The 21616-nt window shown below is 67.5% G+C and carries 28 protein-coding genes and 1 pseudogene; 7 read left to right on the top strand and 22 right to left on the bottom strand.

Features of this window, described 5'->3' with window-relative positions:
- Window positions 1-56: 56 nt before the first annotated feature.
- From rplP to rpsJ, 9 genes are read right to left on the bottom strand one after another with little or no spacing between them, the layout of a single operon-like run.
- Window positions 57-476 (bottom strand): 50S ribosomal protein L16, encoded by a 420-nt coding sequence (rplP, locus tag VET27_RS11390; RefSeq protein WP_526518074.1) that lies wholly within the window; start codon window positions 474-476, stop codon window positions 57-59.
- A gap of 2 nt (window positions 477-478) precedes the next feature.
- On the bottom strand, window positions 479-1330 hold the full coding sequence (rpsC, locus tag VET27_RS11395) for a 30S ribosomal protein S3 (protein WP_526518076.1): 852 nt from the start codon (window positions 1328-1330) through the stop codon (window positions 479-481).
- On the bottom strand, window positions 1330-1860 hold the full coding sequence (rplV, locus tag VET27_RS11400; protein ID WP_526518078.1) for a 50S ribosomal protein L22: 531 nt from the start codon (window positions 1858-1860) through the stop codon (window positions 1330-1332). The genes rpsC and rplV overlap by 1 nt, the downstream gene beginning before the upstream one ends.
- Window positions 1860-2141: a 30S ribosomal protein S19 gene (gene rpsS / locus VET27_RS11405; RefSeq protein WP_057167020.1), complete on the bottom strand. Its 282-nt coding sequence runs from the start codon at window positions 2139-2141 to the stop codon at window positions 1860-1862. The genes rplV and rpsS overlap by 1 nt, the downstream gene beginning before the upstream one ends.
- A gap of 12 nt (window positions 2142-2153) precedes the next feature.
- Window positions 2154-2990: a 50S ribosomal protein L2 gene (gene rplB, locus VET27_RS11410; RefSeq protein ID WP_526518080.1), complete on the bottom strand. Its 837-nt coding sequence runs from the start codon at window positions 2988-2990 to the stop codon at window positions 2154-2156.
- 32 nt (window positions 2991-3022) lie between these two features.
- A complete protein-coding gene (gene rplW, locus VET27_RS11415; RefSeq protein WP_284228669.1) occupies window positions 3023-3325 on the bottom strand; it encodes a 50S ribosomal protein L23 in 303 nt (100 codons plus the stop codon).
- Window positions 3325-3993 (bottom strand): 50S ribosomal protein L4, encoded by a 669-nt coding sequence (rplD, locus tag VET27_RS11420; RefSeq protein WP_526518082.1) that lies wholly within the window; start codon window positions 3991-3993, stop codon window positions 3325-3327. The genes rplW and rplD overlap by 1 nt, the downstream gene beginning before the upstream one ends.
- Window positions 3993-4646 carry a 50S ribosomal protein L3 gene (gene rplC / locus VET27_RS11425; protein WP_526518084.1) on the bottom strand — a complete coding sequence of 218 codons (654 nt, stop codon included), beginning with the start codon at window positions 4644-4646 and terminating at the stop codon, window positions 3993-3995. Before rplC ends, rplD begins: the two co-directional genes overlap by 1 nt.
- Window positions 4647-4660: 14 nt before the next feature.
- Window positions 4661-4966 carry a 30S ribosomal protein S10 gene (gene rpsJ, locus VET27_RS11430; protein WP_003925843.1) on the bottom strand — a complete coding sequence of 102 codons (306 nt, stop codon included), beginning with the start codon at window positions 4964-4966 and terminating at the stop codon, window positions 4661-4663.
- A gap of 380 nt (window positions 4967-5346) precedes the next feature.
- Between rpsJ and VET27_RS11435 the strand changes: the two genes are divergently transcribed.
- Window positions 5347-5796: a PaaI family thioesterase gene (locus VET27_RS11435; RefSeq protein ID WP_526518133.1), complete on the top strand. Its 450-nt coding sequence runs from the start codon at window positions 5347-5349 to the stop codon at window positions 5794-5796.
- A 13-nt stretch (window positions 5797-5809) separates the two neighbouring features.
- Here the strand turns inward: VET27_RS11435 and VET27_RS11440 are convergent, their stop codons facing one another.
- The 3 genes from VET27_RS11440 to VET27_RS11450 all read right to left on the bottom strand — a co-directional run bounded on the left by VET27_RS11440 (window position 5810) and on the right by VET27_RS11450 (window position 8316).
- Window positions 5810-6178, bottom strand: coding sequence for a hypothetical protein (locus VET27_RS11440; protein WP_526518086.1), 369 nt, complete (start codon window positions 6176-6178; stop codon window positions 5810-5812).
- Between the two features lie 190 nt (window positions 6179-6368).
- Window positions 6369-6722, bottom strand: coding sequence for a nuclear transport factor 2 family protein (locus VET27_RS11445; RefSeq protein ID WP_526518088.1), 354 nt, complete (start codon window positions 6720-6722; stop codon window positions 6369-6371).
- Between the two features lie 4 nt (window positions 6723-6726).
- Window positions 6727-8316 (bottom strand): carboxylesterase/lipase family protein, encoded by a 1590-nt coding sequence (locus VET27_RS11450; RefSeq protein WP_526518090.1) that lies wholly within the window; start codon window positions 8314-8316, stop codon window positions 6727-6729.
- Between the two features lie 140 nt (window positions 8317-8456).
- Between VET27_RS11450 and VET27_RS11455 the strand changes: the two genes are divergently transcribed.
- Window positions 8457-9710 (top strand): cytochrome P450, encoded by a 1254-nt coding sequence (locus VET27_RS11455; RefSeq protein WP_526518092.1) that lies wholly within the window; start codon window positions 8457-8459, stop codon window positions 9708-9710.
- On the opposite strand, the pseudogene VET27_RS11460 reads toward VET27_RS11455, so the two are convergent.
- Window positions 9676-10291: pseudogene (locus VET27_RS11460) on the bottom strand (TetR/AcrR family transcriptional regulator). The gene VET27_RS11455 and the pseudogene VET27_RS11460 sit on opposite strands and share 35 nt — an antisense overlap.
- Between VET27_RS11460 and VET27_RS11465 the strand changes: the two are divergent.
- Together VET27_RS11465 and VET27_RS11470 are read left to right on the top strand one after the other, a co-directional pair.
- Window positions 10200-10430 (top strand): hypothetical protein, encoded by a 231-nt coding sequence (locus VET27_RS11465; RefSeq protein ID WP_526518094.1) that lies wholly within the window; start codon window positions 10200-10202, stop codon window positions 10428-10430. The pseudogene VET27_RS11460 and the gene VET27_RS11465 overlap by 92 nt on opposite strands.
- Window positions 10379-10747, top strand: coding sequence for an aspartate/glutamate racemase family protein (locus tag VET27_RS11470; RefSeq protein WP_526518096.1), 369 nt, complete (start codon window positions 10379-10381; stop codon window positions 10745-10747). The genes VET27_RS11465 and VET27_RS11470 overlap by 52 nt, the downstream gene beginning before the upstream one ends.
- Here the strand turns inward: VET27_RS11470 and mftG are convergent.
- The 7 genes from mftG to mftA all read right to left on the bottom strand — a co-directional run bounded on the left by mftG (window position 10737) and on the right by mftA (window position 17256).
- Window positions 10737-12149 carry a mycofactocin dehydrogenase MftG gene (mftG, locus tag VET27_RS11475; protein WP_526518098.1) on the bottom strand — a complete coding sequence of 471 codons (1413 nt, stop codon included), beginning with the start codon at window positions 12147-12149 and terminating at the stop codon, window positions 10737-10739. The two genes, VET27_RS11470 and mftG, sit on opposite strands and share 11 nt — an antisense overlap.
- Window positions 12150-12158: 9 nt before the next feature.
- Entirely contained in the window at window positions 12159-13571 is a 1413-nt protein-coding gene (gene mftF / locus VET27_RS11480) for a mycofactocin biosynthesis glycosyltransferase MftF (RefSeq protein ID WP_526518100.1), read from the bottom strand.
- Window positions 13568-14299 (bottom strand): mycofactocin biosynthesis peptidyl-dipeptidase MftE, encoded by a 732-nt coding sequence (gene mftE, locus VET27_RS11485; protein WP_526518102.1) that lies wholly within the window; start codon window positions 14297-14299, stop codon window positions 13568-13570. The genes mftF and mftE overlap by 4 nt, the downstream gene beginning before the upstream one ends.
- A gap of 146 nt (window positions 14300-14445) precedes the next feature.
- Window positions 14446-15639 (bottom strand): pre-mycofactocin synthase MftD, encoded by a 1194-nt coding sequence (gene mftD / locus VET27_RS11490; protein WP_526518104.1) that lies wholly within the window; start codon window positions 15637-15639, stop codon window positions 14446-14448.
- A gap of 2 nt (window positions 15640-15641) precedes the next feature.
- A complete protein-coding gene (gene mftC / locus VET27_RS11495) occupies window positions 15642-16844 on the bottom strand; it encodes a mycofactocin radical SAM maturase (RefSeq protein ID WP_526518106.1) in 1203 nt (400 codons plus the stop codon).
- Complete coding sequence (mftB, locus tag VET27_RS11500; protein ID WP_526518108.1) at window positions 16841-17134, bottom strand: mycofactocin biosynthesis chaperone MftB; 294 nt, start codon at window positions 17132-17134, stop codon at window positions 16841-16843. The genes mftC and mftB overlap by 4 nt, the downstream gene beginning before the upstream one ends.
- Before the next feature lie 26 nt (window positions 17135-17160).
- A complete protein-coding gene (gene mftA, locus VET27_RS11505; RefSeq protein ID WP_284228698.1) occupies window positions 17161-17256 on the bottom strand; it encodes a mycofactocin precursor MftA in 96 nt (31 codons plus the stop codon).
- A gap of 91 nt (window positions 17257-17347) precedes the next feature.
- Between mftA and mftR the strand changes: the two genes are divergently transcribed.
- From mftR to VET27_RS11520, 3 genes are read left to right on the top strand one after another with little or no spacing between them, the layout of a single operon-like run.
- Window positions 17348-17959, top strand: a complete 612-nt coding sequence (gene mftR, locus VET27_RS11510) for a mycofactocin system transcriptional regulator MftR (RefSeq protein WP_526518111.1) — start codon at window positions 17348-17350, stop codon at window positions 17957-17959.
- A gap of 43 nt (window positions 17960-18002) precedes the next feature.
- Complete coding sequence (locus VET27_RS11515; protein ID WP_526518113.1) at window positions 18003-18521, top strand: RNA polymerase sigma factor; 519 nt, start codon at window positions 18003-18005, stop codon at window positions 18519-18521.
- Window positions 18518-19816, top strand: coding sequence for a VOC family protein (locus tag VET27_RS11520; protein WP_526518115.1), 1299 nt, complete (start codon window positions 18518-18520; stop codon window positions 19814-19816). Before VET27_RS11515 ends, VET27_RS11520 begins: the two co-directional genes overlap by 4 nt.
- Window positions 19817-19875: 59 nt before the next feature.
- Here VET27_RS11520 and VET27_RS11525 read toward each other — a convergent pair whose 3' ends face one another.
- Together VET27_RS11525 and VET27_RS11530 are read right to left on the bottom strand one after the other, a co-directional pair.
- Entirely contained in the window at window positions 19876-21051 is a 1176-nt protein-coding gene (locus VET27_RS11525) for an NAD(P)/FAD-dependent oxidoreductase (RefSeq protein WP_526518117.1), read from the bottom strand.
- Window positions 21052-21115: 64 nt separating this feature from the next.
- Window positions 21116-21562 carry an Rv2324 family transcriptional regulator gene (locus tag VET27_RS11530; protein WP_526518119.1) on the bottom strand — a complete coding sequence of 149 codons (447 nt, stop codon included), beginning with the start codon at window positions 21560-21562 and terminating at the stop codon, window positions 21116-21118.
- Window positions 21563-21616 lie beyond the last annotated feature (54 nt).

The following is a 21616-nucleotide window of genomic DNA, read 5'->3' on the forward strand; positions in this document are numbered from 1 at the left end:
GTCGTCGTCCTTGCCGTCAAGCTCGATCGGAGCAAGCTCCTTCGACCCGATAGCCATCAGTTGCCACCACCCTCGCGTACCACGAACCGGCACTTCATCGGGAGCTTGTGCATCGCACGACGCATCGCCTCACGGGCGAGCGGCTCGTCGACACCGGCGAGCTCGAAGAGCACGCGACCCGGCTTGACGTTGGCGATCCACCACTCAGGGGAACCCTTACCTGAACCCATTCGGGTCTCCGCCGGCTTCTTGGTCAGCGGACGGTCGGGGTAGACGTTGATCCAGACCTTGCCACCACGCTTGATGTGGCGGGTCATGGCGATACGAGCAGCCTCGATCTGACGGTTGGTCACGTATGCAGGCTCGAGAGCCTGGATGCCGTACTCACCGAACGCGATCGTGGTACCACCCGTTGCGGCGCCGGAGCGCCCGGGGTGGTGCTGCTTGCGGTGCTTGACCCTGCGCGGAATGAGCATGATCAGGCCTCCGTTCCGCTCTCAGGTGCGGCCTCGACGGCCGCGGGGGCCGCCGGGGCAGAGGACTCGGCAGGAGCGTCGGTGCGCTCGCGGCGAGGACCGCGGGCCGGGCCCCGGTCGGACCGCTCCGGACGGTCGGAGCGGGGACCGCGGGGAGCGCGCGGCGCGGCCGTAGCCTGCTCGCGAGCGAACTCCTTCTCGGTCATGTCGCCCTTGTAGATCCACACCTTGACGCCGATCTGGCCGAACGTCGTCTTGGCCTCGAAGGTGCCGAAGTCGATGTTGGCGCGAAGCGTGTGCAGCGGCACCCGACCCTCGCGGTAGAACTCCGAGCGGCTCATCTCCGCACCGCCGAGGCGGCCCGAGCACTGCACCCGGATGCCCTTGACGTTCGGCTGACGCATCGCGGACTGGATCGCCTTGCGCATGGCGCGACGGAACGCGACGCGGTTGCTCAGCTGCTCGGCCACACCCTGGGCGACCAGCTGTGCCACCGACTCGGGGCTCTTCACCTCGAGGATGTTGAGCTGAACCTGCTTGCCGGTCAGCTTCTCCAGCGTGCCGCGGATGCTGTCGGCTGCCGCACCGCGACGTCCGATGACGATGCCTGGCCGCGCAGTGTGGATGTCGACGCGAACCCGGTCACGGGTGCGCTCGATCTCCACCTTGGCGACACCGGCCCGCTCCAGCTCGACGTTGCGCTCGCCGGGGATGACGAACGGCGCGAACAGCCGGCGACGGATCGCCACGTCTTCCTTGACGTAGTCCGCGTACTGCTTGTCGGCGTACCAGCGGGACTTCCAGTCGGTGGTGATGCCGAGGCGGAAGCCGTGGGGATTGATCTTCTGGCCCACTACTCCGAGCCTCCCTTCGAATCAGAAGTCTCAGAGACCGTTTCGGGTGCCGCCTTGGTGGCGGGCGCCTTGGTGGCAGGTGCCTTCTTGGCGGGAGCAGTGGCGGCTGCCTTGCTGCCCTGTGCGCGACGTGCCCTGGCGGACGACGCCGATGCAGAAGAACCCTTGTCCTTCGGCGGACGGCTCTCGACGATCACCGTGATGTGGCTGGTGCGCTTGCGGATTCGGTACGCACGCCCCTGGGCGCGCGGCCGGATGCGCTTGGCGGTCGGGCCTTCATCGGCGTACACCGACGCGACGACGAGGGTCGCCGGGTCGAGGCCGTCGTTGTTCTGCGCGTTGGCCGCGGCACTCGCGATGACCTTGGCGACGGGCTCGCTGGCGGCCTGGGGCGCCCAGCGGAGGATGTCGAGCGCCTCGGTGACGGACTTGCCGCGCACCAGGTCGATCACACGGCGCGCCTTGGATGCCGACACACGCACGAAGCGCGCCTTGGCAACCGCGGACGGATACTCGGTCGTCGTAGTCATTACCGCCGCTTCGCTTTCCGGTCGTCCTTGATGTGACCCTTGAACGTGCGGGTCGGGGCGAACTCGCCCAGCTTGTGACCGACCATGGCCTCCGAGACGAACACCGGGACGTGCTTGCGACCGTCGTGGACGGCGAAGGTGTGTCCGATGAAGTCGGGGATGATGGTCGACCGACGAGACCAGGTCTTGATGACCTGCTTGGTGTTCTTCTCGTTCTGAACGTCGACCTTCTTCAGGAGATGGTCGTCGACGAACGGGCCCTTCTTCAGGCTGCGTGGCATCGCTGGATACTCCTAGCGCTTGTTCTTGCCGGTGCGCCGGCGTCGGACGATGAGCTTGTCGCTCGGCTTGTTCTTGCGGGTGCGGCCCTCGGGCTTGCCCCACGGGCTGACCGGGTGACGGCCACCGGAGGTCTTGCCCTCACCACCGCCATGCGGGTGGTCGACCGGGTTCATCACGACACCACGGACGGTGGGGCGCTTGCCCTTCCACCGCATACGACCGGCCTTGCCCCAGTTGATGTTGCCCTGCTCGGCGTTGCCGACCTCGCCGACGGTGGCGCGACAGCGCACGTCGACACGGCGGATCTCACCGCTGGGCATGCGCAGCGTCGCGTAGGTGCCTTCCTTGCCGAGCAGCTGGATGCTGACACCGGCAGAGCGGCCCATCTTGGCGCCCCCGCCCGGTCGCAGCTCCACGGCGTGGACGACGGTACCGGAGGGGATGTTGCGCAGCGGCAGGCTGTTGCCGGGCTTGATGTCGGCGTTCGGCCCCTGCTCGATGCGGTCGCCCTGCGACAGTCCCTGCGGCGCGATGATGTAGCGCTTCTCGCCGTCGACGTAGTGCAGCAGCGCAATGTTCGCGGTGCGGTTGGGGTCGTACTCGATCTGCGCGACCTTGGCGTCGACGCCGTCCTTGTCGTGGCGACGGAAGTCGATGACGCGGTAGGCGCGCTTGTGGCCACCACCCTTGTGACGGGTCGTGATGCGGCCGTGCGCGTTGCGTCCACCCTTGCCGTGCAGCGGGCGGATCAGCGACTTCTCCGGAGTCGCGCGAGTGATCTCGGCGAAGTCGGAGACGCTGGCACCGCGCCGACCAGGAGTCGTCGGCTTGTACTTGCGAAGTGGCATGTTCTAAGTCCTGAGTCTCTTCGTGGCGCCGGCTAGGCCGGTGCTCCGAATAGGTCGATGGGCTTGCTGCCCGCGGACAGGGTCACGATCGCGCGCTTGGTGCTCTTGCGCTGGCCGAAACCGCTGCGGGTGCGCTTGCGCTTGCCCTGGCGGTTGAGCGTGTTCACGGAATCGACCTTGACGCTGAAGATCTTCTCGATCGCAATCTTGATCTGCGTCTTGTTCGAATCCGGGTGCACCACGAACGTGTAGGTGTTGTCCTCGATCAGCCCGTAGGACTTCTCGGAGATCACCGGTGCCAGGATGATGTCGCGGGGGTCAGTAACGGTCGCCATCAGGCCGAAACCTCTTCCTTGTCGGCTTCCTTGTCGACGCTGTTCGCCTGGATGTAGGCGTTCAGAGCCTCGACGCTGAACACCAGATCGTCGGCGTCGAGCACGTCGTAGGTGTTGAGCTGATCCGGTGAGATCACCCGTACACCAGGCAGATTGCGCACGCTCTTGGCACCGACCTCGTCGCTGCGGCCGATGACGACCAGCACCTTGCGGCGATCGGTCAGCGTCTCGAGGAACGCCTTGACCGTCTTCGTCGACGGCGTCTGGCCGCTGATCAACTCGGTGATCGCGAAGATGCGATCGTTGCGGGCCCGGTCCGACAACGCGCAGCGCAGGGCGGCGGCGATCATCTTCTTCGGGGTCCGCTGGCTGTAGTCGCGCGGCTTGGGGCCGTGCACGATGCCACCGCCGGTGAACTGCGGTGCGCGCGTCGAACCCTGACGGGCGCGGCCGGTGCCCTTCTGGCGGTACGGCTTCTTGCCGCCACCGGAGACCTCGGCGCGCGTCTTGGTCGAGTGCGTGCCCTGGCGCTTGGCGGCCAACTGGGCCGTCACCACCTGGTGCATCAACGCGATGTTGGGCTCCACGTCGAACAGAGCGGCGGGCAACTCAACGCTGCCGTCCTTCTTACCGCCCGGAGTGAGGACGTCAATCTTCTTCGCAGCCATTACTTCTCACCTCGTTTGATCGCAGTGCGGACTACGACGAGCCCACCGTTGCGGCCAGGAACGGCGCCCTTGATCAACAGCACGCCGTTCTCGGCGTCGACCTTGTGCACCTTCAGGTTTTGCGTCGTGATCTTGTCGCTGCCCATCCGGCCGGACATGCGCGTGCCCTTGAAGACGCGGCCGGGGGTGGCGCAGCCACCGATCGAGCCGGGCCGGCGGTGCACGGCCTGCGCGCCGTGGGCGGCGCCCTGGCCCTTGAAGCCGTGACGCTTCATGGTGCCTGCGAAGCCCTTGCCCTTCGAGGTGCCGGTCACGTCGACGTAGCTTCCGTCGGCGAAGATCTCGGCGGTCAGCTCCTGGCCGACCTCGTAGTCGGCGGTGGCTGCCTCGTCTTCGAGCCGGAGCTCGGCCAGGTGCCTGCGGGGGTTGACTCCTGCGGCGGCGTACTGACCGGTGACCGGCTTGTTGACCTTGCGCGGGCTGATCTCGCCGTAGGCGAGTTGCACGGCGCTGTAGCCGTCGCGCTCGGTGGTGCGGATACGGGTCACCACGTTGGGGCCGGCCTTGACGACCGTGACTGGGACGACCTTGTTGTTCTCGTCGAACACCTGCGTCATGCCCAGCTTGGTGCCCAGAATGCCTTTGCGTGCCATTGGTTCTGGTTCTCCTACTGGATGTTGACGTCGACGCTCGCCGGCAGATCGATGCGCATGAGAGCGTCAACGGTCTTCGGCGTCGGGTCGAGAATGTCGATCAGGCGCTTGTGGGTGCGCATCTCGAAGTGCTCCCGCGAGTCCTTGTACTTATGCGGGGACCGGATGACGCAGTAGATGTTCTTCTCGGTCGGCAGCGGCACCGGGCCAACGACGCTCGCGCCCGTACGGGTGACCGTCTCAACGATCTTGCGCGCCGAGGCATCAATTGCCTCGTGGTCGTAGGCCTTCAGCCTGATGCGGATCTTCTGTCCCGCCACGCTTCTCCTACCTCACTACTAACGGGCCCATGCTTGGGCCTGGTCTACGTGCGTTCCGCACCTGGTGCGTCCCGCTGGCTATGCCGCCGCTGTTTACCTGTCTGTGGTCCACCGACCCCCGCGCTCGGGTGTGTCGCCCTTGCGCACGCTCGTCTGCGCCGAAAATCCGCCGCACTCGAGGTTGGGACCGGACGCGCCGGTTGAGGCGCTGGTCGTATGCCTGGCCAGGCGCGAACCCGGCTCAAGGCAACCCGAACAGTATGCCTCAGATCGCCGCGTGCTCCAAATTCCTGGTCAACGCCGGGCCGAGGCTTCCTTACTCCAGAGTAGGGTAGCCCGCCGTGACTCCTTCGACGACGTCTCCGACGACCACGTATCGGATGTGGAAACAGCTTGCCGGACGCCCAGGTGGAAGTCGGCTGTTCTCCGCGGCGGCGATGGCGCGGGTGCCGTACTTCGCCTCCGTGCTGCCGCACGTCGTACGGATGGAACCGGGGTTCGCCGAGGTCACGATGCCGAAGTGGTTCTTCGTCCACAACCATCTCTCGACCGTGCACGCCATCGCCTCGTGCAACGCCGCCGAGATGGCGATGGGCATGCTGATGGAGGCCACGGTCCCGGGCTCCCATCGGTGGATCCCGAAGGCGATGAACGTTCGGTACCTCGCCAAGGCCGCCACGTCGTTGCGCGCCATCGCCCGGATCGATCCACCCGACTTCGGCACCGTCATCGACGGGGTCGCGCTCGTCGTGCCGGTCAGCGTCGTCGACCGGTTCGGTGCCGAGGTCGTGCAGGCCGACATCACCACCTGGGTGACACCCGCCAGCTGACATGCCTTCGGCGTCAGGGCGCCTTGGAGGCAGGCGCGTTCCGCGTCACCGGCGCCTTGCGGGGCGTCTCGATCAAGACCGACAGGTTGGGGTCGAGTTGCGGCCGCACGGTGCCGACGTTGGTCTTCGGCGCCGTCGTGATGACGATCGAGCCGCCGCGGCAGGACACGATCTTCCCGTCGACGAAGACGTCCTGGCCGTCATCGATCGGGACGTCGTACCCATCCGCGTCGGTGTAGTGGCATCCGCCACCGGGGCCGGTGGGCTCGTTGTCGGTGGCGTGGGCGGTCGCCGGGGCCAAGGCGAGAGCGGCGAGGGCGCCGAGGAGCGTGGCTGCGTACTGGAGGCGGGTCAGCTTGCGGGTGGTCGAGGTGGTGTTCATGTCGATCTCCTTGACGTCGTCGCGGTCCTTGGTTGGACCGCGTTCGTCAGCTAGGAGCGACGGGGCGCACGGATTCCCTCATTTTTCTGCAGATCAGTTTCTGGCTCGCCGATTCGTGCACGTCTAGCCGCGCTCAGCGCGGGTTTGTGTACACGAATCGATGAGGATCAGCCGCGCTTGATGCCCTGGATTAGCTCAGATAGGTGCCGTGGCCCTCGCGGACGAGGTCACCGTCGAACATCAGGACTTCGTTGACGAGTCCGTCCCGCTCGTTGCGGTAGTTGATCACCAGCAGAGACTCACCCCGATAGACACCGATCACGTCGAAGTGCAGATCGGGCAGCATGCGAAGCGCCGTCACCCAGTAGTCGCGCAGCGCGGCCTTGCCCCGCACCACTCCCCCGGTCGCGGGGATCACCCGCGCCGCCACCGGCGAGCTGAACACGACGTCATCGTGAAGGTGCGCGAGGACCGCCTCGACGTCGTGGTCGTTCCACGCCCGAACCCATGCGTCGGCGAAGACAGCCGAATCCGGTGTCGGCATCTTCTCACTCCTTCAGGCCCGCCCAGAACGAGCATTGATGCTTCTGGTCGAAGTCGGTTTCCACCCTGCTGCCGTCGGGCCGCAATGACAACCGCTTTTCCTCGCCACCGAAGGCGGGCCAGTCATCGCCGGGATGGCCGTCTCGGACGAACTGACTCCACGCGTCGATCATCTGGTCGGACAGCACCTGCTGGTCGGCATTGAGCCGCGGTGCGCCACCGACGTCGAAGAGGTAGCGCAGCTCCAGCGAGTGGCTGGCGCCGACGGGAAACGGCAAGGTGCGCAACGTATCCGGAGCAGGGGCACCGCGGTCGTTGAACTCGTAGGCGTACACGGAGTCCATTCTGGCGAGACCCTCGGCCATCCTGTCGGCGACGCAGGCGAACACTCCGTCGGTGACGGCTGCCGAGTACGCGAGCGGCACGCTGCCCTCGTACCGGCTCAACGGGTAGCGCGCCGCGACCGCCTCCGCATCGCGACCGAACGTCTGCGACAACAGCTGCGGATACTGCGCCTCGGAATACGGCTTCTTGAGACGGAGATACTGCAAGGCGACGAACAGCGTGAACTCGTCGTGGTTGGTGCCGACCACCACGGGCACCTTGGCGGCCTGACCACCCGCGATCGCCACCATCGGATCCACCGGCAGCACCTTCGTTCCCGTCACGGGACCGCTCAGAGCATCATCACCGATGTGGTAGTACCACACCGGTTTTCGCAGTTCGTTCGCCGGCAACGCGCGCAGGCAGTCGGCGACGGTTCTGAGGTCGTCGCAGCCGGCGCCGCGGGCGTAGTCGATGCTGACCCTCTGCGCCTCGGGCAACGCGACCTGAGCCTGACACGGCCCGCTCTGAATGATCGCCGCGCGGAAGAGTCCCTCGGAGGCAGGAGCAACGAGGTGGTCGCACACCGACATGCCGCCTGCGGACTCGCCGGCGATCGTGACGGCGTCGGGGTCACCGCCGAAGTTCGCGATGTTGTCGTGGACCCAGCGCAGCGCGGCCTGCTGATCGGACAGGCCGTAGTTGCCGACGGCACCCGGGGCACCGAGCGCCGGGTGCGCCAGAAAGCCCAGCGCACCGAGCCGATAGTTCAGGGTGACGACGACGATGTCCCCGCGCGACGCCAGCCAACGCGAGTCGTAGATACCGGCGCTGCCGTTGATGAACGCACCACCGTGGATCCAAACCATCACCGCGCGCTTGCGCTCCGAGGGCGGCGGAGTCCAGACGTTCAGCGTCAGGCAGTCCTCGGAGGTCTGCCGACCCATCTCCAGATCGCTGGTGTCCTGCATGCAGCGCGGACCGGTGTGAGTCGCATCACGCACCCCGGGCCACGGCAGGGCCGGCGCGGGCGCTTGCCACCGCAACGGACCGATGGGCGGCGCTGCGTAGGGGATTCCGGCGAATAGGCGATGCTCGGGTGTCACCACTCCACGGACGGCGCCCATCGCGGTCTGGACGAGCGCGGGGTCGGCCGGAGTTTGCCTCGGCGTCGCCGGGGCCGGGCCGCCGCCGTCTGCGCAGCCGGCGAGCAGGACCATCACGGCCAACACGATCGCCATCGCACCGCGGCCAACCGAAAAAGAGCGCATCCCCACCGAGCCTACTGAACGGGAATCGGGGGTCGGGCCGACCGGCAACGGATCCGGGCGATTCGGCCATCGCGTTCGGCGGCCCTACCTAAACTGCCGCTTGACGCCCGTCAAGTGCAGCCCGCATGTCAGGAGTTCCGATGAGCACACCGACCATGGACGACGCCGTCAAGGTCCTGGCCGACCCCACCGCCTACGCCGACGACGAGCGCCTGCACGAGGCACTCACTCTGCTACGCGCGAACAATCCCGTTGCATGGGTTGACATTCCGCCCTACCGGCCGTTCTGGGCAATCACCAAGCACGCCGACATCATGGCGGTCGAACGCGACAACGAGTTGTTCCTGAGCGAGCCGCGTCCATTGCTGTCCACGGCTGCCGCCGACGACCTGGCCAAGGAACAGCTCGAGGCGGGCATGGGCCTGCGCACACTGATTCACATGGACGATCCCCACCACCGCAAGGTGCGCAAGATCGGGGCGGACTGGTTTCGGCCGAAGGCCATGCGCGACCTCCAGGTTCGCGTCGACGAGCTGGCCAAGCGCTACGTCGACAAGATGCGCGACATCGGACCCGAGTGCGACTTCGTGACGGACATCGCCGTCGACTTCCCGCTGTACGTCATCATGTCGCTGCTGGGCCTGCCCGAATCTGACTTCGGTCGCATGCATTCCCTCACGCAGGAGATGTTCGGCGGCGATGACGACGAGTACAAGCGCGACGGCGGATCGCTCGAGGATCAGCTGGCCGTGCTACTCGACTTCTTCGCCTACTTCTCCAAGCTGACGGCGTCGCGCCGCGAACATCCGACCGGTGACCTCGCCTCGGCGATCGCCAACGGCACCATCGACGGCGAACCGCTGTCCGACGTCGACACCGCTTCCTACTACGTGATCGTCGCCAGCGCGGGCCACGACACCACCAAGGACGCGATCTCCGGCGGAATGCGCGCGCTCATCGACAACCCCGGCGAGCTGGAGCGGCTGCGCAACGACCCTGGTCTGATGCCCACCGCCGTCGAGGAGATGATCCGATGGTCCACTCCCGTCAAGGAATTCATGCGGACCGCGGCAGCGGACACCACGATTGGCGGCGTTGACGTCGCCGCGGGCGAGTCGGTGTACCTGGCCTACGTGTCGGGAAACCGCGACGAGGAGGTCTTTACCGACCCGTTCCGGTTCGACGTCGGCCGCGATCCGAACAAGCACGTCTCCTTCGGTTACGGCGTGCACTTCTGCCTGGGCGCCGCGTTGGCCCGGATGGAGATGAACAGTCTGTTCACCGAACTGATTCCGCGATTGGAGTCAATCGAACTCGCCGGCCCGCCGGAGCTCTCCGCGACGACGTTCGTCGGTGGCCTCAAGCACCTTCCGATTCGGTACTCGCTGAGGTAGTCGTATCGCCGGAACCCTTGGCGAAGCTCTTGAGGAATCCGTCGACGGCTGCCACCGCCACCTGTTCGTCGTCGAACTCGGCCAGCGTGCTGATTCTGCCAAACGCCAACGGACCGATCAGCAGGGCGAAGGCGACTGTGCTATCGACGTCCATCAGTTCGTCGGCCGCCTGAGGACTGTCGAAGATCACGTCGAACGGCGCTGAGTACTGCTGTGCGATGCGTTCCCGCAGCGAGCGCAACTCGGGGCTACTCACGTCGGTGTGCTGCATCGCCGGCAGCCGTCCCATGTCCGGTCCCAGGGACAGCCATGACATCGCCGTCAGGATCGTGGCCGCTCGGCGATCGACTTGGCCCACGCCACCACGATCGCGGTGAGCCGGTCCCGCAACGCGCCCTCCTCCGGCGGCGGGGGTCGGCATCGCGCCTGACTCGCACCTACCCTGAATCCGTGCTTCTCTTGATCGTCAATCCCAACACCACCGCGTCGATGACCGTCGCGATCGGAGCGGCGGCGCGCGCAGTCGCCAGGCCCACTACCGAGATAGTCGCGGTGAACCCCGCCGACGGGCCCACGAGCATCGAGAGCGACGAAGACGAAAATCTTTGCATCCCCGGTCTTCTCGACGAGGTTCACGGCGGCAGCCGAGACGAACTCCCCCGACGCCTATGTCATCGCCTGCTTCGGCGACCCTGGCCTCGGGCAGCTTCTCGGTCGTGACGTCGATGTCCGCGACGGTGGAAACGGCGTGGAAGATCGCAAAGACCTACACCCCCGGCCAGTGCCTCGGTGTGCATGCCACCGACATCCCCGTGCTGCAGATCGACTCGGATCCCACGACGATCGGGCCCATCGGTCACCTCTGCGAGAAGGCATTGGTTCAGGATGGGAGCCGCACGATCATATTGGGTTGTGCGGCAATGGCGAAGTTCGCCGGCCCCCTCACCGAGCGCCTCGGCGTGCCCGTCGTCGACGGCGTCGTGGCGGCCACGCTTCTCGCGGAGGCACTCGTCACGATGCGGCGGTTCAACGGATGAACTCGGCCGCGCGATGGCCGATCATGACGATCGTGGCGTGAGGTCCCCGGCTGGTGATGTCGGGCAGGATCGACCCGTCGACCACCCACAACCCCTCCACCCCGCGCACCCGGCACCTCTCGTCGAGCGGCGCATCGCCGTCACGGCCCATGGGCACCGTGGCGCACAGGTGCTGCGAGGTCGACCAGAACGAGTCACGCGCCTCGTAGCCGGAACCGGCGAGATCGTGGGCGAGTGCCGCCCCCGCCTCGAGGGCCGCGACGTCGGCAGGTTCGCTGTCGTAACGGTGTTCGATCAACGGGGGCACCTCGGCGTCGGCGGACGTCAAGACGACCCTGCCGCGCGAGTGAGGGCGCATGAGCGTGACGCCGAGGTGCGGCCGATCGGACGGGTCGTACCCCGCCCCGGCCATCGCCGCGAAACCCGTTGTGTAACAGCGTATCTCCAGACTCTCCTCAGTGGTGAGCAACGCCTCCAGCGGTGGTCGGTCCGGCGCAGCGGGCCAGTCGACCGGAAGGACCCACTCGGGATGGTCGATGCTCCGCGTTCCAACCGGTAGGTCCAGCAGAACCGGGACGCCCGCAGCGGACAGCTGCGGCGCGGGCCCGATTCCCGACACCATGAGCAGATGTGCGGACCCGATGGCGCCTGCAGACAGGACGATGCGGTCGGCGGTCAACCGTTGCGGGCCGTCGGGCCCGGTGCAGTCGACTCCCACTGCCCGGTGATGGGTGAAGCGGATGCGCGTCGCCCTGCGCTTCTCCAGAACGGTGAGATTGGGTCGGCCCGTGGCGCGATCGAGAAAGGCGTCTCCCGGCCCCACCCGCGTGCCTCGGTCGATGTTCAACGGCACGGCGCCGACACCGGGCCGCCCGGAGTCCTCACCGTTGAGGTCGGCAACCCATTCGTAGCCCCGGCCAAGGGCTGCATCGACGAAAGTGACTGCGCCCTGCTCGAATTCAGTGATCCGTCGGATCATCATCGGGCCACCGGTGCCGTGCAGGGGGCCGTCGAAGTCCAGGTCGGTCTCGACGTCCCGAAAGTGGGGCAGGACGTCGTTCCACGTCCAGCCGGGGATTCTCCACCCGTCGAAGTCACTTTGCAGGCCGCGACAGAAGTAGCCTCCGTTGACGGCGCCGGACCCACCGACGACGTCCCCCCGCATGATCGAGGCGCTGCGCCGGGGCCGCTCCGTCAGGGTGGTCTCGTAGCGCCGAACCACCGAGCTCGCGGACCCGATCGGCAGGCGATGGCCATTGCCGATCTGTTCCCTGATGAACGGATCCGACCGTCCGGGACCCGACTCGGCGATCGTGACCTGACACTGCGGATCACGCGAAAGACTCTCGGCTAGAACGCAACCAGCACTGCCCGCACCGACGATCAGAACGTCAGAGTGCAAGGTAATGCTTCAAGTCCGGATCTGCGGCTTCAGCGCGCCGAGGTCACGCTCACGCACGACGCCCGTCCACAACCCGAGTCCGTAGGCGACGTCGTCGAGTCGTTTGAGTAGCAGATAGGCCAACAACCCCATCCGCTTCGCGTCGTCGTCGACGTTGCCGTTGCGGGTGGCCCAGTCGACCACCCCGTCGACGACGGCGGCCACCAGGACCACTTGCCTGCATCGCCGGAACAGGACTGCAGCCACCAGCGCGATGGGCCAGTAGTGCCTGCAGATGGCCGAGGCCAGCTGCAGCGCGGCCGACCACAGGCCCTGCGCCGCGACGGCGGCCACCTCCTTCGGTTCGGTGTCGACCGTGCTCAACACCTTGGCAATCTTGCGGCCGGTGATGGCAGCGACGATCGTCGACGCGAAGTAGCCGATCCCCGACCCCATCGCCAGCAGCAGCCACACCAGCAGGGTCCAGCCGGACAGCACCAGCGGAGCGGTCTTGCCGGGGTGCCGGACGGCCAGCGGCGCGGCCGAAGAACCGTAGAATGCCTTGCGCCCGAACCAATCTCGCAGCTCAGTCCGATGATCGTGCCCCACCAGCGCGATGGGTTCGTAACGCAGCCGGGCCTCAGCTTCGATGAAGCGCCAGCACAGGTCGACGTCCTCACCGGACCTCAGCGTCTCGTCGAACCCACCCACGTCGTTGAGCGCCGTCCGGCGGCAGATGATGGCCGCGCTGGGCACGTAGGACACGGTGCCGTAGGGGACGACGGGAGCTTCACGGAGGCCCAGGTCGAGCGACGACCGCACCGCCTCGTACCGCGCCACCAGGTTCTGCGGCTCGCGCAATCCGACGATGCGCGGCGCCACCAGGGCGACGGCAGGATCGCAGAAGTGTCCGAGGAGCGCCTCGAGCCACCCGCGGCGGGGCACGACATCGGAGTCGAGGAACGCGACGAAGTCCGTCTCGCAGACGGCTAGGCCGGCGTTGCGGGCCGCCGCGGGACCCCGGCTCGTGAAATGGCGCAACACGCGCACGTCACAGTGCAGGCCCGCGAAGTCGCTCACCTGCACGGGTTGCGACGAGCCGTCATCGACCACCACGACGCGCATTCCGCGCAACGCTTGGACGAGCCGCTTGAGTCCAACCGCGTTGTTCAGCACGGGAATCACAACGGTGACGTCGCGGTGCGATGGTCCGCTGGCGGGCCGGGGGTGGGCCACGGTCGCATCGAGCAGGGTCCGCGCCAGCTGCGCACTCTGGGCGTCGTGCACCTCGAGGCGCCCGCTGGTCAGCATGGTCTGCGCGGCCGGAGCCAGACGCAACAGCCGGGTAGGTGAGCCACCGAGGAGCGCCGACCCCTCTCCGAGTACTCTCACCCGTCTGTCCACTTGCACGGCGAATCCGTCGGGCAGCCTCGGGCCGGTCACTGCAGAAGCCCCCCAGCGTCGGGGGCCCACGCCGCGACGCGGCGGGTGCAGGTGTCGACCATCTCAGCAAAGATAAGCGACCCGTCGTCCGCGGACGCAGTGGTGGGGTTGCCCAGCACCCCGACCGGACTGACCGCCGCGACGCCGCCACTGCGCAGGCGGGGCATCAGGTCGGACAGTGGCGTCTCGTCGCCCGCGACCCACTCTTCGGCGCGCACGGCCTCCGGTGAAATATGTAGCAATACAGACGTTTCGGTGTGGCCGGCGTGGGCGTCGGCGCCGGGCACGGTGCAGGCGCACCATCCGACGTCGCGACCTTCCCGACGCAGCAGCGTGACGGCGGCAGCAACGGCGGCGACATTGCCTCCGTGCCCGTTGACGAACACCAGTCGAGAGGCCCAGTCGCATGCCGACCTGCCGTACTCGACCAGCACGAGTTGCAGCACAGAGGTGCCGATCGACACCGTGCCGGGGAATCCCTGATGCTCGCCGCTGGCGCCGTAGCCGATCGCGGGTGCCAGCATCCAGTCCCCGACCAGCCGCTCAGCAACCCCCCGGGCAACCGCGGAAGCGATTCGCGTGTCGGTGTCCACTGGCAGGTGTGGCCCATGCTGTTCGGTCGAACCTAACGGGATGATCAACGCAGGCGACAGATCGCGGAGCTGCCTCGCCGTTGAGTTCCCAAGCTCGTTGGGGAAAGCCACCCGCCGATCGTAGGCCGAATTCACCTGGTGTGCGCCGAATGTTGGCGTTTGCGTAGCATCCAGAGAAATTTGACCCGGCCGACCCTACCCGGGACGCCGGCCAGGTCATCACGTCCGCCTCGCCAGCACCGCCCGTCCCACCGGGACCAGGCGATGGCCGACGTCAGAAGTCAGGCGACCTCGGTTACGAGCACGCCGAGGGCTCGGGTGAAGCCCGGAGGCGTCAGCACGTCGTCGGCTCCCAGGTCGTGGATCGAGGCCTTGCCGAGGCCCATCAGCGCCGAGTCGATGCCGCTGCGCATGATGTCGAGGACGTTCTCGACGCCCGGTTGCCCCTCGGCCGCCAGGCCCCACAGGTAGGCGCGTCCGATCATCACGGCGCGAGCGCCGAGAGCGAGCGCCTTGACGACGTCGCTGCCGCGGCGGATGCCACCGTCGAGGAGCACCTCGACCTGTTCCCCGACCGAGGCGGCGATGGCGGGCAACGCCCGGATCGAGGCAGGCGTGCCGTCGAGGTTGTTGCCCCCGTGGTTGGAGACGGAGATGGCCGAGACACCGGCATCGACAGCGCGTTTCGCATCGTCGACACGCATGACGCCCTTGAGCATCACGGGCCCACCCCACAGTTCGACCAGCCAGGCGATGTCCTCCCACGTGGGCCGAGGCGTGCCCATCCACTCGCCGTAAGCGGCGAAGAACGGCGGGCCTGCCTCGCCCGCATTGCCCTGGTTGGGCACGCGCAGGTTCGGCGGGCGCAGGGTCTTGGCCCATTGCAGCAACCAGCTCGGCCGGGTCAACCCCTCCGGCATCATCCGGACGGTCGTGCGGAGGTTCATTTCCTCGGGGATCACCGGGCTGCCCCAGTCGCGACCGTGCGAGAAGCTCCAGTCGGTGGTGACGATGATCCCGACCGCGCCCGCCGCCCGGGCCCGCTCGACCCGCGCCGCGATCGCGTCGCGACCGCCCAGCCAGTAGACCTGGAAGAAGAGCTTCGGGTTGGCGGCGATGACGTCCTCGATGGGCTTGCTGGCGAAGGACGACAGACCCATCGCGGTCCCGCGGGCCGCCGCCGCCCGCGCGACGGCGACCTCACCGTCGGGATGGACCGCCTGCACACCCGTCGGTGAGATGATCACCGGCAGCGAGATGTCCTGCCCCATAACGCTGGTCGCCAGGTGACGCTTCTCGATGGCGCCGATCACGTGCGGCGCGAAGCCGAGCTCGCCGAACGCGTCGACGTTGTCGGCGACGGTGATGCCACGCTCACTGGCGGCGATCAACGCACTGTAGACGGACTTCGGCAGCCGCTTCTTCGCGCGCTGTTGTGCGATGGCGACGGTTTCGAACCAGGTAGCGCGGGCCATGTCTATACGGGGCTTTCGTTGCAGAACTTCTGGGGCGGACGGGTGAGGAGCTTTAGCGGGATCGGTCCCTTGCGGCCCCCGGCGCGGGAGTGGTCGACGCTGGACTTGGGCTTGTCCCGTTCGCGCGCCAGGGCGGGTTCGCCGAACCCCTGCACGCATTCCGGGTCGGGTCCGTCCAGCGGCAGGCCGGTGAAGAACTTGGCGGCCATGCAGCCGCCACGGCAGCCGTCGTAGTGGTCGCAGCTGCCGCACGCCCCCGCCGACTGCGGCTCGCGCAGCTCGCGGAACAGCGGCGCGTGCTTCCACACGTTGTCGAAGCCTGCTCCCAAGCCATTGTCTTGCAGTATGTTTCCGGCGAGAAAGCGGTCGTGGATGGCGAAGGGGCAGGCGTAGACGTCACCGACGGGATCGATGAGGCACACCACCCTGCCCGCACCGCACAGGTTCAGGCCGGCGAGCGCGCCGGGCTGGCCGAGGCCGGAGAGGTGGAAGAAGGAGTCGCCGGTCAGGACGCCCTCGCCGCGAGCGACGAGCCAGTCGTAGAGCCGGACCTGTTGCTCGGCGGTGGGGTGCAGCTCATCCCACACGTCGGCGCCGCGCCCCGAGGGGCGCAGTCGGGTGATCCGCAGCGTCGCGCCGTATTGGTCTGCCAGCGCCTTGAATTCGTCGAGCTGGTCGACGTTGTGACGGGTGACGACGACGGAGATCTTGGCGTCCTTGAACCCCGCCGCGGACAGGTTCTCCAGCGCGCGGATCGCCATGGCGAACGAGCCGGGACCGCGCACGGCGTCGTTGATCTCGGCGGTGGCGCCGTCCAGGGAGATCTGGACGTCGACGTAGTCGCTGGCGGCCAGCTTGGCGGCGACCTTCTCATCGATCCGCACGCCGTTGGTGGAGAACTTCACGCCGACGTGGTGCTCGGTGGCGTAGTCGACGAGCTCCCAGAAGTCCGATCGCACGGTCGGCTCGCCGCCACCGATGTTTACGTAGAAGACCTGCATGCGCTCGAGCTCGTCGATGATGTCCTTGCACTGCCGGGTCGTCAGCTCGCGCGGGTCGCGCTTGCCCGACGAGGACAGGCAGTGCACACAGGACAGGTTGCAGGCGTACGTCAACTCCCAGGTCAGGCAGATGGGGGCATCGAGGCCGTGCTCGAACTGCTCGACCAGCCGGGGGACCGGAGCTGCGCGTAACACGGTGGTCATTCGGACTCCTCGCGGTCCTCGCGGACCAGCATGTTGGATTGGACGAGCACGCTCAACGCGTGCAGATAGGGCGCCTGGGCGTCGTCGTCGATTCCCGCTGCGCGGCAGGCCGACCTGGCGTCGGGATGTGCGTCGAGCGAGTTGACCACTTCGACGATCTTGACGTTCTTGAGGAACGAAAGCTTGCGCGTGCCAAAGTGATACAGCAACGCGCCGAACGGCTCCGGCCGCACCGCCACTTGGTGGTGCAGACGCCAGCGGAGGTCAGGATCGAACACCTGGGCGTCCACTGGCGCCTCCGACGATGCGACCACCTTCAGTAGACGCCGCACATGCCGTCGATCGAGACCTCTTCGACGAGGCTCTCGGTGACGAGCTCGGTTTCGGTTTCCGCCTGCTGAGTCGGCTCCATGGTTGCGCCCTTTCGCTTCTTGGGTCTCGACAAATGTGACCGAGATCGCAAGAATATGGCATCGAGTGCCGAAACGGAAGGGCAGATCTCGATGAGTCGTGAACCCGGGGCGCGGGTGGGCCGACGCAGGTCCACCACCGGTGACCACATCACCAACGTTGCGCTCGATTTGTTCGCCAGCCGCGGCTTCGACGAGGTCAGTGTCGACGACGTGGCGCGTGCGGCGGGGATCGCGCGTCGTACCGTCTTCCGCTACTACCCGTCCAAGAACGCCATCCCCTGGGGCGACTTCGACGCGCACCTCGACCACATGCGCGAACTGCTGCACGCCGTTCCCGTCGATGCACCGACCACCGTCGCGCTGCGCTCGGCGCTGTTGACATTCAACAGTTTCGACGAGGCCGAGACCGCCCATCACCGCCAGCGGATGCGCGTCATCTTGGAGACCGATGCGCTGCAGGCCCACTCGATGACGATGTATGCGGGCTGGCGGACCGTCGTCGCGGACTTCGTCGCGCGCCGCCTCGGACTCAAGGCGGGTGACCTCATCCCCCAGACCACGGCGTGGTCCCTGCTCGGGGTAGCGCTGTCGGCGTACGAGCACTGGCTCGCCGACGAGTCGGTGTCGCTTCAGCGCTCGCTCGGCGATGCGTTCGACACCGTCAACGCCGGCCTGGCCGCACTCGACCGAAGGAAATCTTGAATGGGGGCGTCGGAGTTTCGACTCCGACGGCGACGATAGGGGTGTGAGCGCCGAATCGGACTCCCATGACGCGCCGAGAGCGCTTCTCGAGCTGTACGACGACGCCTTGCCCGCCGTCTACGGCTACTTCATCCGCCGCTGCGGTGATCGCGGCGCGGCCGAGGACCTGACGTCGGAAACGTTTCTCGCGGCGATGGATGCCGCGAGACGCGATTCGCCACCGCTGATCACCCCGGCGTGGCTGATCGGCGTCGCGCGGCACAAGCTGGCCGACCACTACCGGCGAAGGCACGACCGGTTCACCGTCCCGGTGGCCGATCTGCCCGAGCCCGCCGACCCCTCCGACGAGTGGGATGCCGAGCTCGACCGCATCGTGGCCGAAAGCGTCCTGGCCCGGCTGCCCGAACACCACCGGACGGTGCTCGCCCTGCGCTACCTGGACGACCGTTCGGTGCCCGAGTGCGCAGAGCTGATCGGCCGCACGGTGCACGCCACCGAGGCCCTGCTGGTGCGGGCGCGTCGGGCCTTCAGATCGGAATACCCGGAAGGAGGAGCGTCATGACCCACTTCAACGGCCACGACCCGTTGACGGTGCTGCACGGCGACGACCTTCCGGTTCAGCCCGACCCGGCGTTCGCCGCCCGACTGCGGGCCCGCCTCGAATCAGCTGTCGCACTGCCCAATCGAACCGAAGGAGTCATCATGAGCGGCACCGACACCGCCATCGCCGAACTCAACGCCCCGGCCGAGGTGCCCACCGTCGCGCCTGCCGCGCCTCGGCCCGCGGCGCTGCCCTATCTGGCCGTCGCAGGCGCACGGGAGGCCATCGCCTGGTATGTCGATGCGTTCGGCGCCGTCGTGGTGGGCGATCCGATCGTGATGGACGACGGCCGCATCGGGCACGCCGAGCTGTCGATTGCGGGCGGGATGATCTACCTCGCCGACGAGTTCCCCGAGTTCGGGCTCAGAGCACCGGCGCCACGTGCCGTCTCGGTGAGTCTGATGCTGCCGGTCCCCGATACGGACGCCGCGCTGGAGCGGGCGCGCGAACGCGGAGCCGACGTCGAGCGCGAGAGCTACGAGGGCCACGGCTCTCGCACTGCCACCGTCATCGACCCGTTCGGCCACCGCTGGATGTTGAGTGGGCCCGTCGCGGGGTCGGTGAGTCAGATCCGCCACGGCGACATCGGCTACGTGTCGGTGTGGACCGGTGACGCCGACAGGGCCGCCGCGTTCTACGGCCGGGTACTCGGCTGGGAGTACGACCCGACCGGGCGCCAGGTGACCAATACGACGCAGCGCATCGGATTGTTCGGCATCCGCGGCCCCCGCACCTTGTTCTGCTGCTACGCGGTGGCCGACCTGTCCGCCGCGCGGCAGACGATCGTCGATGCGGGCGGCACGGTCGACGACGTTCGACTGTTCGACTTCGGCGCCGTGCTCGATGCCACCGATCCGGCAGGCATGGCGTTCGCGGTCTACCAGCCCGTCGGGGACGACCCGCGGCCCGCGCTGAACGGCGCTGGGCCAGGCGAACTCTCGTACGTCACGTTCCAGGTGTCCGACTCCGCGAGCTTCCGTCAGTTCTACGGCCGGGTGCTTGGCTGGAGCTTCGAGCCCGGCCGGATCGACGACGGCTGGGAACCGAGGTCCGTGCACCCCATGTCGGGCATCGCCGGCGGCAGCGCCGAGCAGGTGACCGTCCCGATGTGGACGGTGGCCGACATCGCCGCTGCGGTGGAACGGGTCCGGGAAGCGGGCGGCACCGTCATCGAGGAGCCGTCGCAGCAGCCGTACGGCAGCTCGGCACTCTGCGTCGACGACCAGGGCGTGCGCTTCTACCTCGGCCAGCACTAGCGATTTCGGCGTGATCGGTCGCGGTGCGCGCGACTGAGCACGCCGAAATCGCGGGCTGGCTAGGTGAGGACGTCGGCGATGGGGGCCCCGGCGGCGATCTTGCCGCGGGCCTTCATCACCTTGCCGGGCATGCCGCCGCCCACGACGCCGACGACTGCACCGTTGCGCTCGTAGTAGGCCAGGAACTTGCGACCGTCGTCCGCGACGACGTGCACGATGTCGTCGGGCTCCGGCTCGCCCAGGCACTGGATCTTGACGTCGTACTGGTCGCTCCAGAAGTAGGGCACCACCACCGCGGAGGGGGCGTCGGTACCGAGCATCGCGGGCACGATGGCCCGGGCCTGCTCGGCGACGTTGCTCCAATGCTCAACGCGCACTTGGTGTCCGGCAGCATCACGCCAGGAGGCCACGTCGCCGATCGCCCAGACGTTGGGGGCGCTGGTGCGGCCCGCAACGTCGCAGACGACGCCGTTGTCGACGGCGACGCCGCTGCCCTCGAGCCAGTCGGTGGACGGCCGGGAGCCGATGCCCACGACGACGATGTCGGCGTCGAGCTCGGTGCCGTCGGACAGCACGACCTTCTCGACGTGGCCGCTGCCCTTCACCTCGGTGACACCGATGCCACACCGCACGTCGACACCCTCGGCGCGGTGCAAGCGGGCCACCAACTCGCCGATCTGCTCACCGAGCACCGAAGCGAGCGGCGTCGGCTGCGGCTCGACCAGGGTCACGGCGACGCCGAGCTTGCGCAGACTTGCCGTGACCTCGCAGCCGATGAACCCGGCGCCGATGACGACGGCGTGCCGCGCCGAACCGGCGTGCTCACGCAGCGCGCGGCTCTCGTCGAGAGTCCGCAGCACGCGGACGCCCTCCAGGTCGGGGAAGGACGGAATCCGCTTGGGCACCAGCCCCGTTGCGATGACCAGCTCGTCGTAACCGATCACTTCGCCACTGGCCAGCGTCACCGTCTGCGCCTCGGTGTCCAGACTCGCCGCGCCCGAACCCAGGCGGACGGTGATCTCCTTCTCGTCGTAGAACTCGGCGGGCTTGAGAACCACGTCGTCGGTCTCGGCGCGCAGCACCTCCTTGGACAGCGGCGGCCGGTCGTAGGGCAGATGGTCCTCGTCGCTGACAAGGGTGATCGGGCCGGTGTACTCGGCGCGGCGCAGCTGTTCGGCCGTGCGCAACGCAGCGAGTCCACCGCCGACGATGACGATGCCCCCAGTAGTAGTCACAGGGCTTTACTACACGATCGACCAGTTCTGGTGTCCGCCACCCTCGGTTAGCCCGCCCGCGGGGTCAGACGCGCGCCCGCTCGATGATGTTGGACAGCACGACGATGCTCTCGCTGCGTTCGATGTCGGCGCTCGCCCGGATCCGTTCGAGGGCCTCTTCGAGGTGTCGCATGTCGCGGGCCAGCACGTGCAGGATGGCGTCCGCCGTACCGGTCACGGTGGCCGCACTGACGACTTCGGGGATCCCGACCCAGGCCTCGCGGAGTTCCGCGGGCGCAATCGTGCCGTGGCAGAACACTTGTACGTAGGCCTCGGTGTTCCAGCCGATCGCATTACGGTCGACGATGGTGGTGAAGCTGCGAATGACACCGTCGTCGAGCATGCGGTCGACGCGTCTCTTCACGGCGGGTGCAGACAGGTTCACCCGCTGCCCGATCTCGGCGAAGGTGGCACGTGCGTGGTTGGCCAACTCGGCGAGAATGCGTTCGTCGGTCTGGTCTAGCCTGTCCACGAGACCTCTTTTCCGTCGGAACACAACAAACCGCCACAATAGTAGCTTTGGCAC

This window comes from Mycobacterium sp., from assembly GCF_035633495.1.
GTDB lineage: Bacteria > Actinomycetota > Actinomycetes > Mycobacteriales > Mycobacteriaceae > Mycobacterium.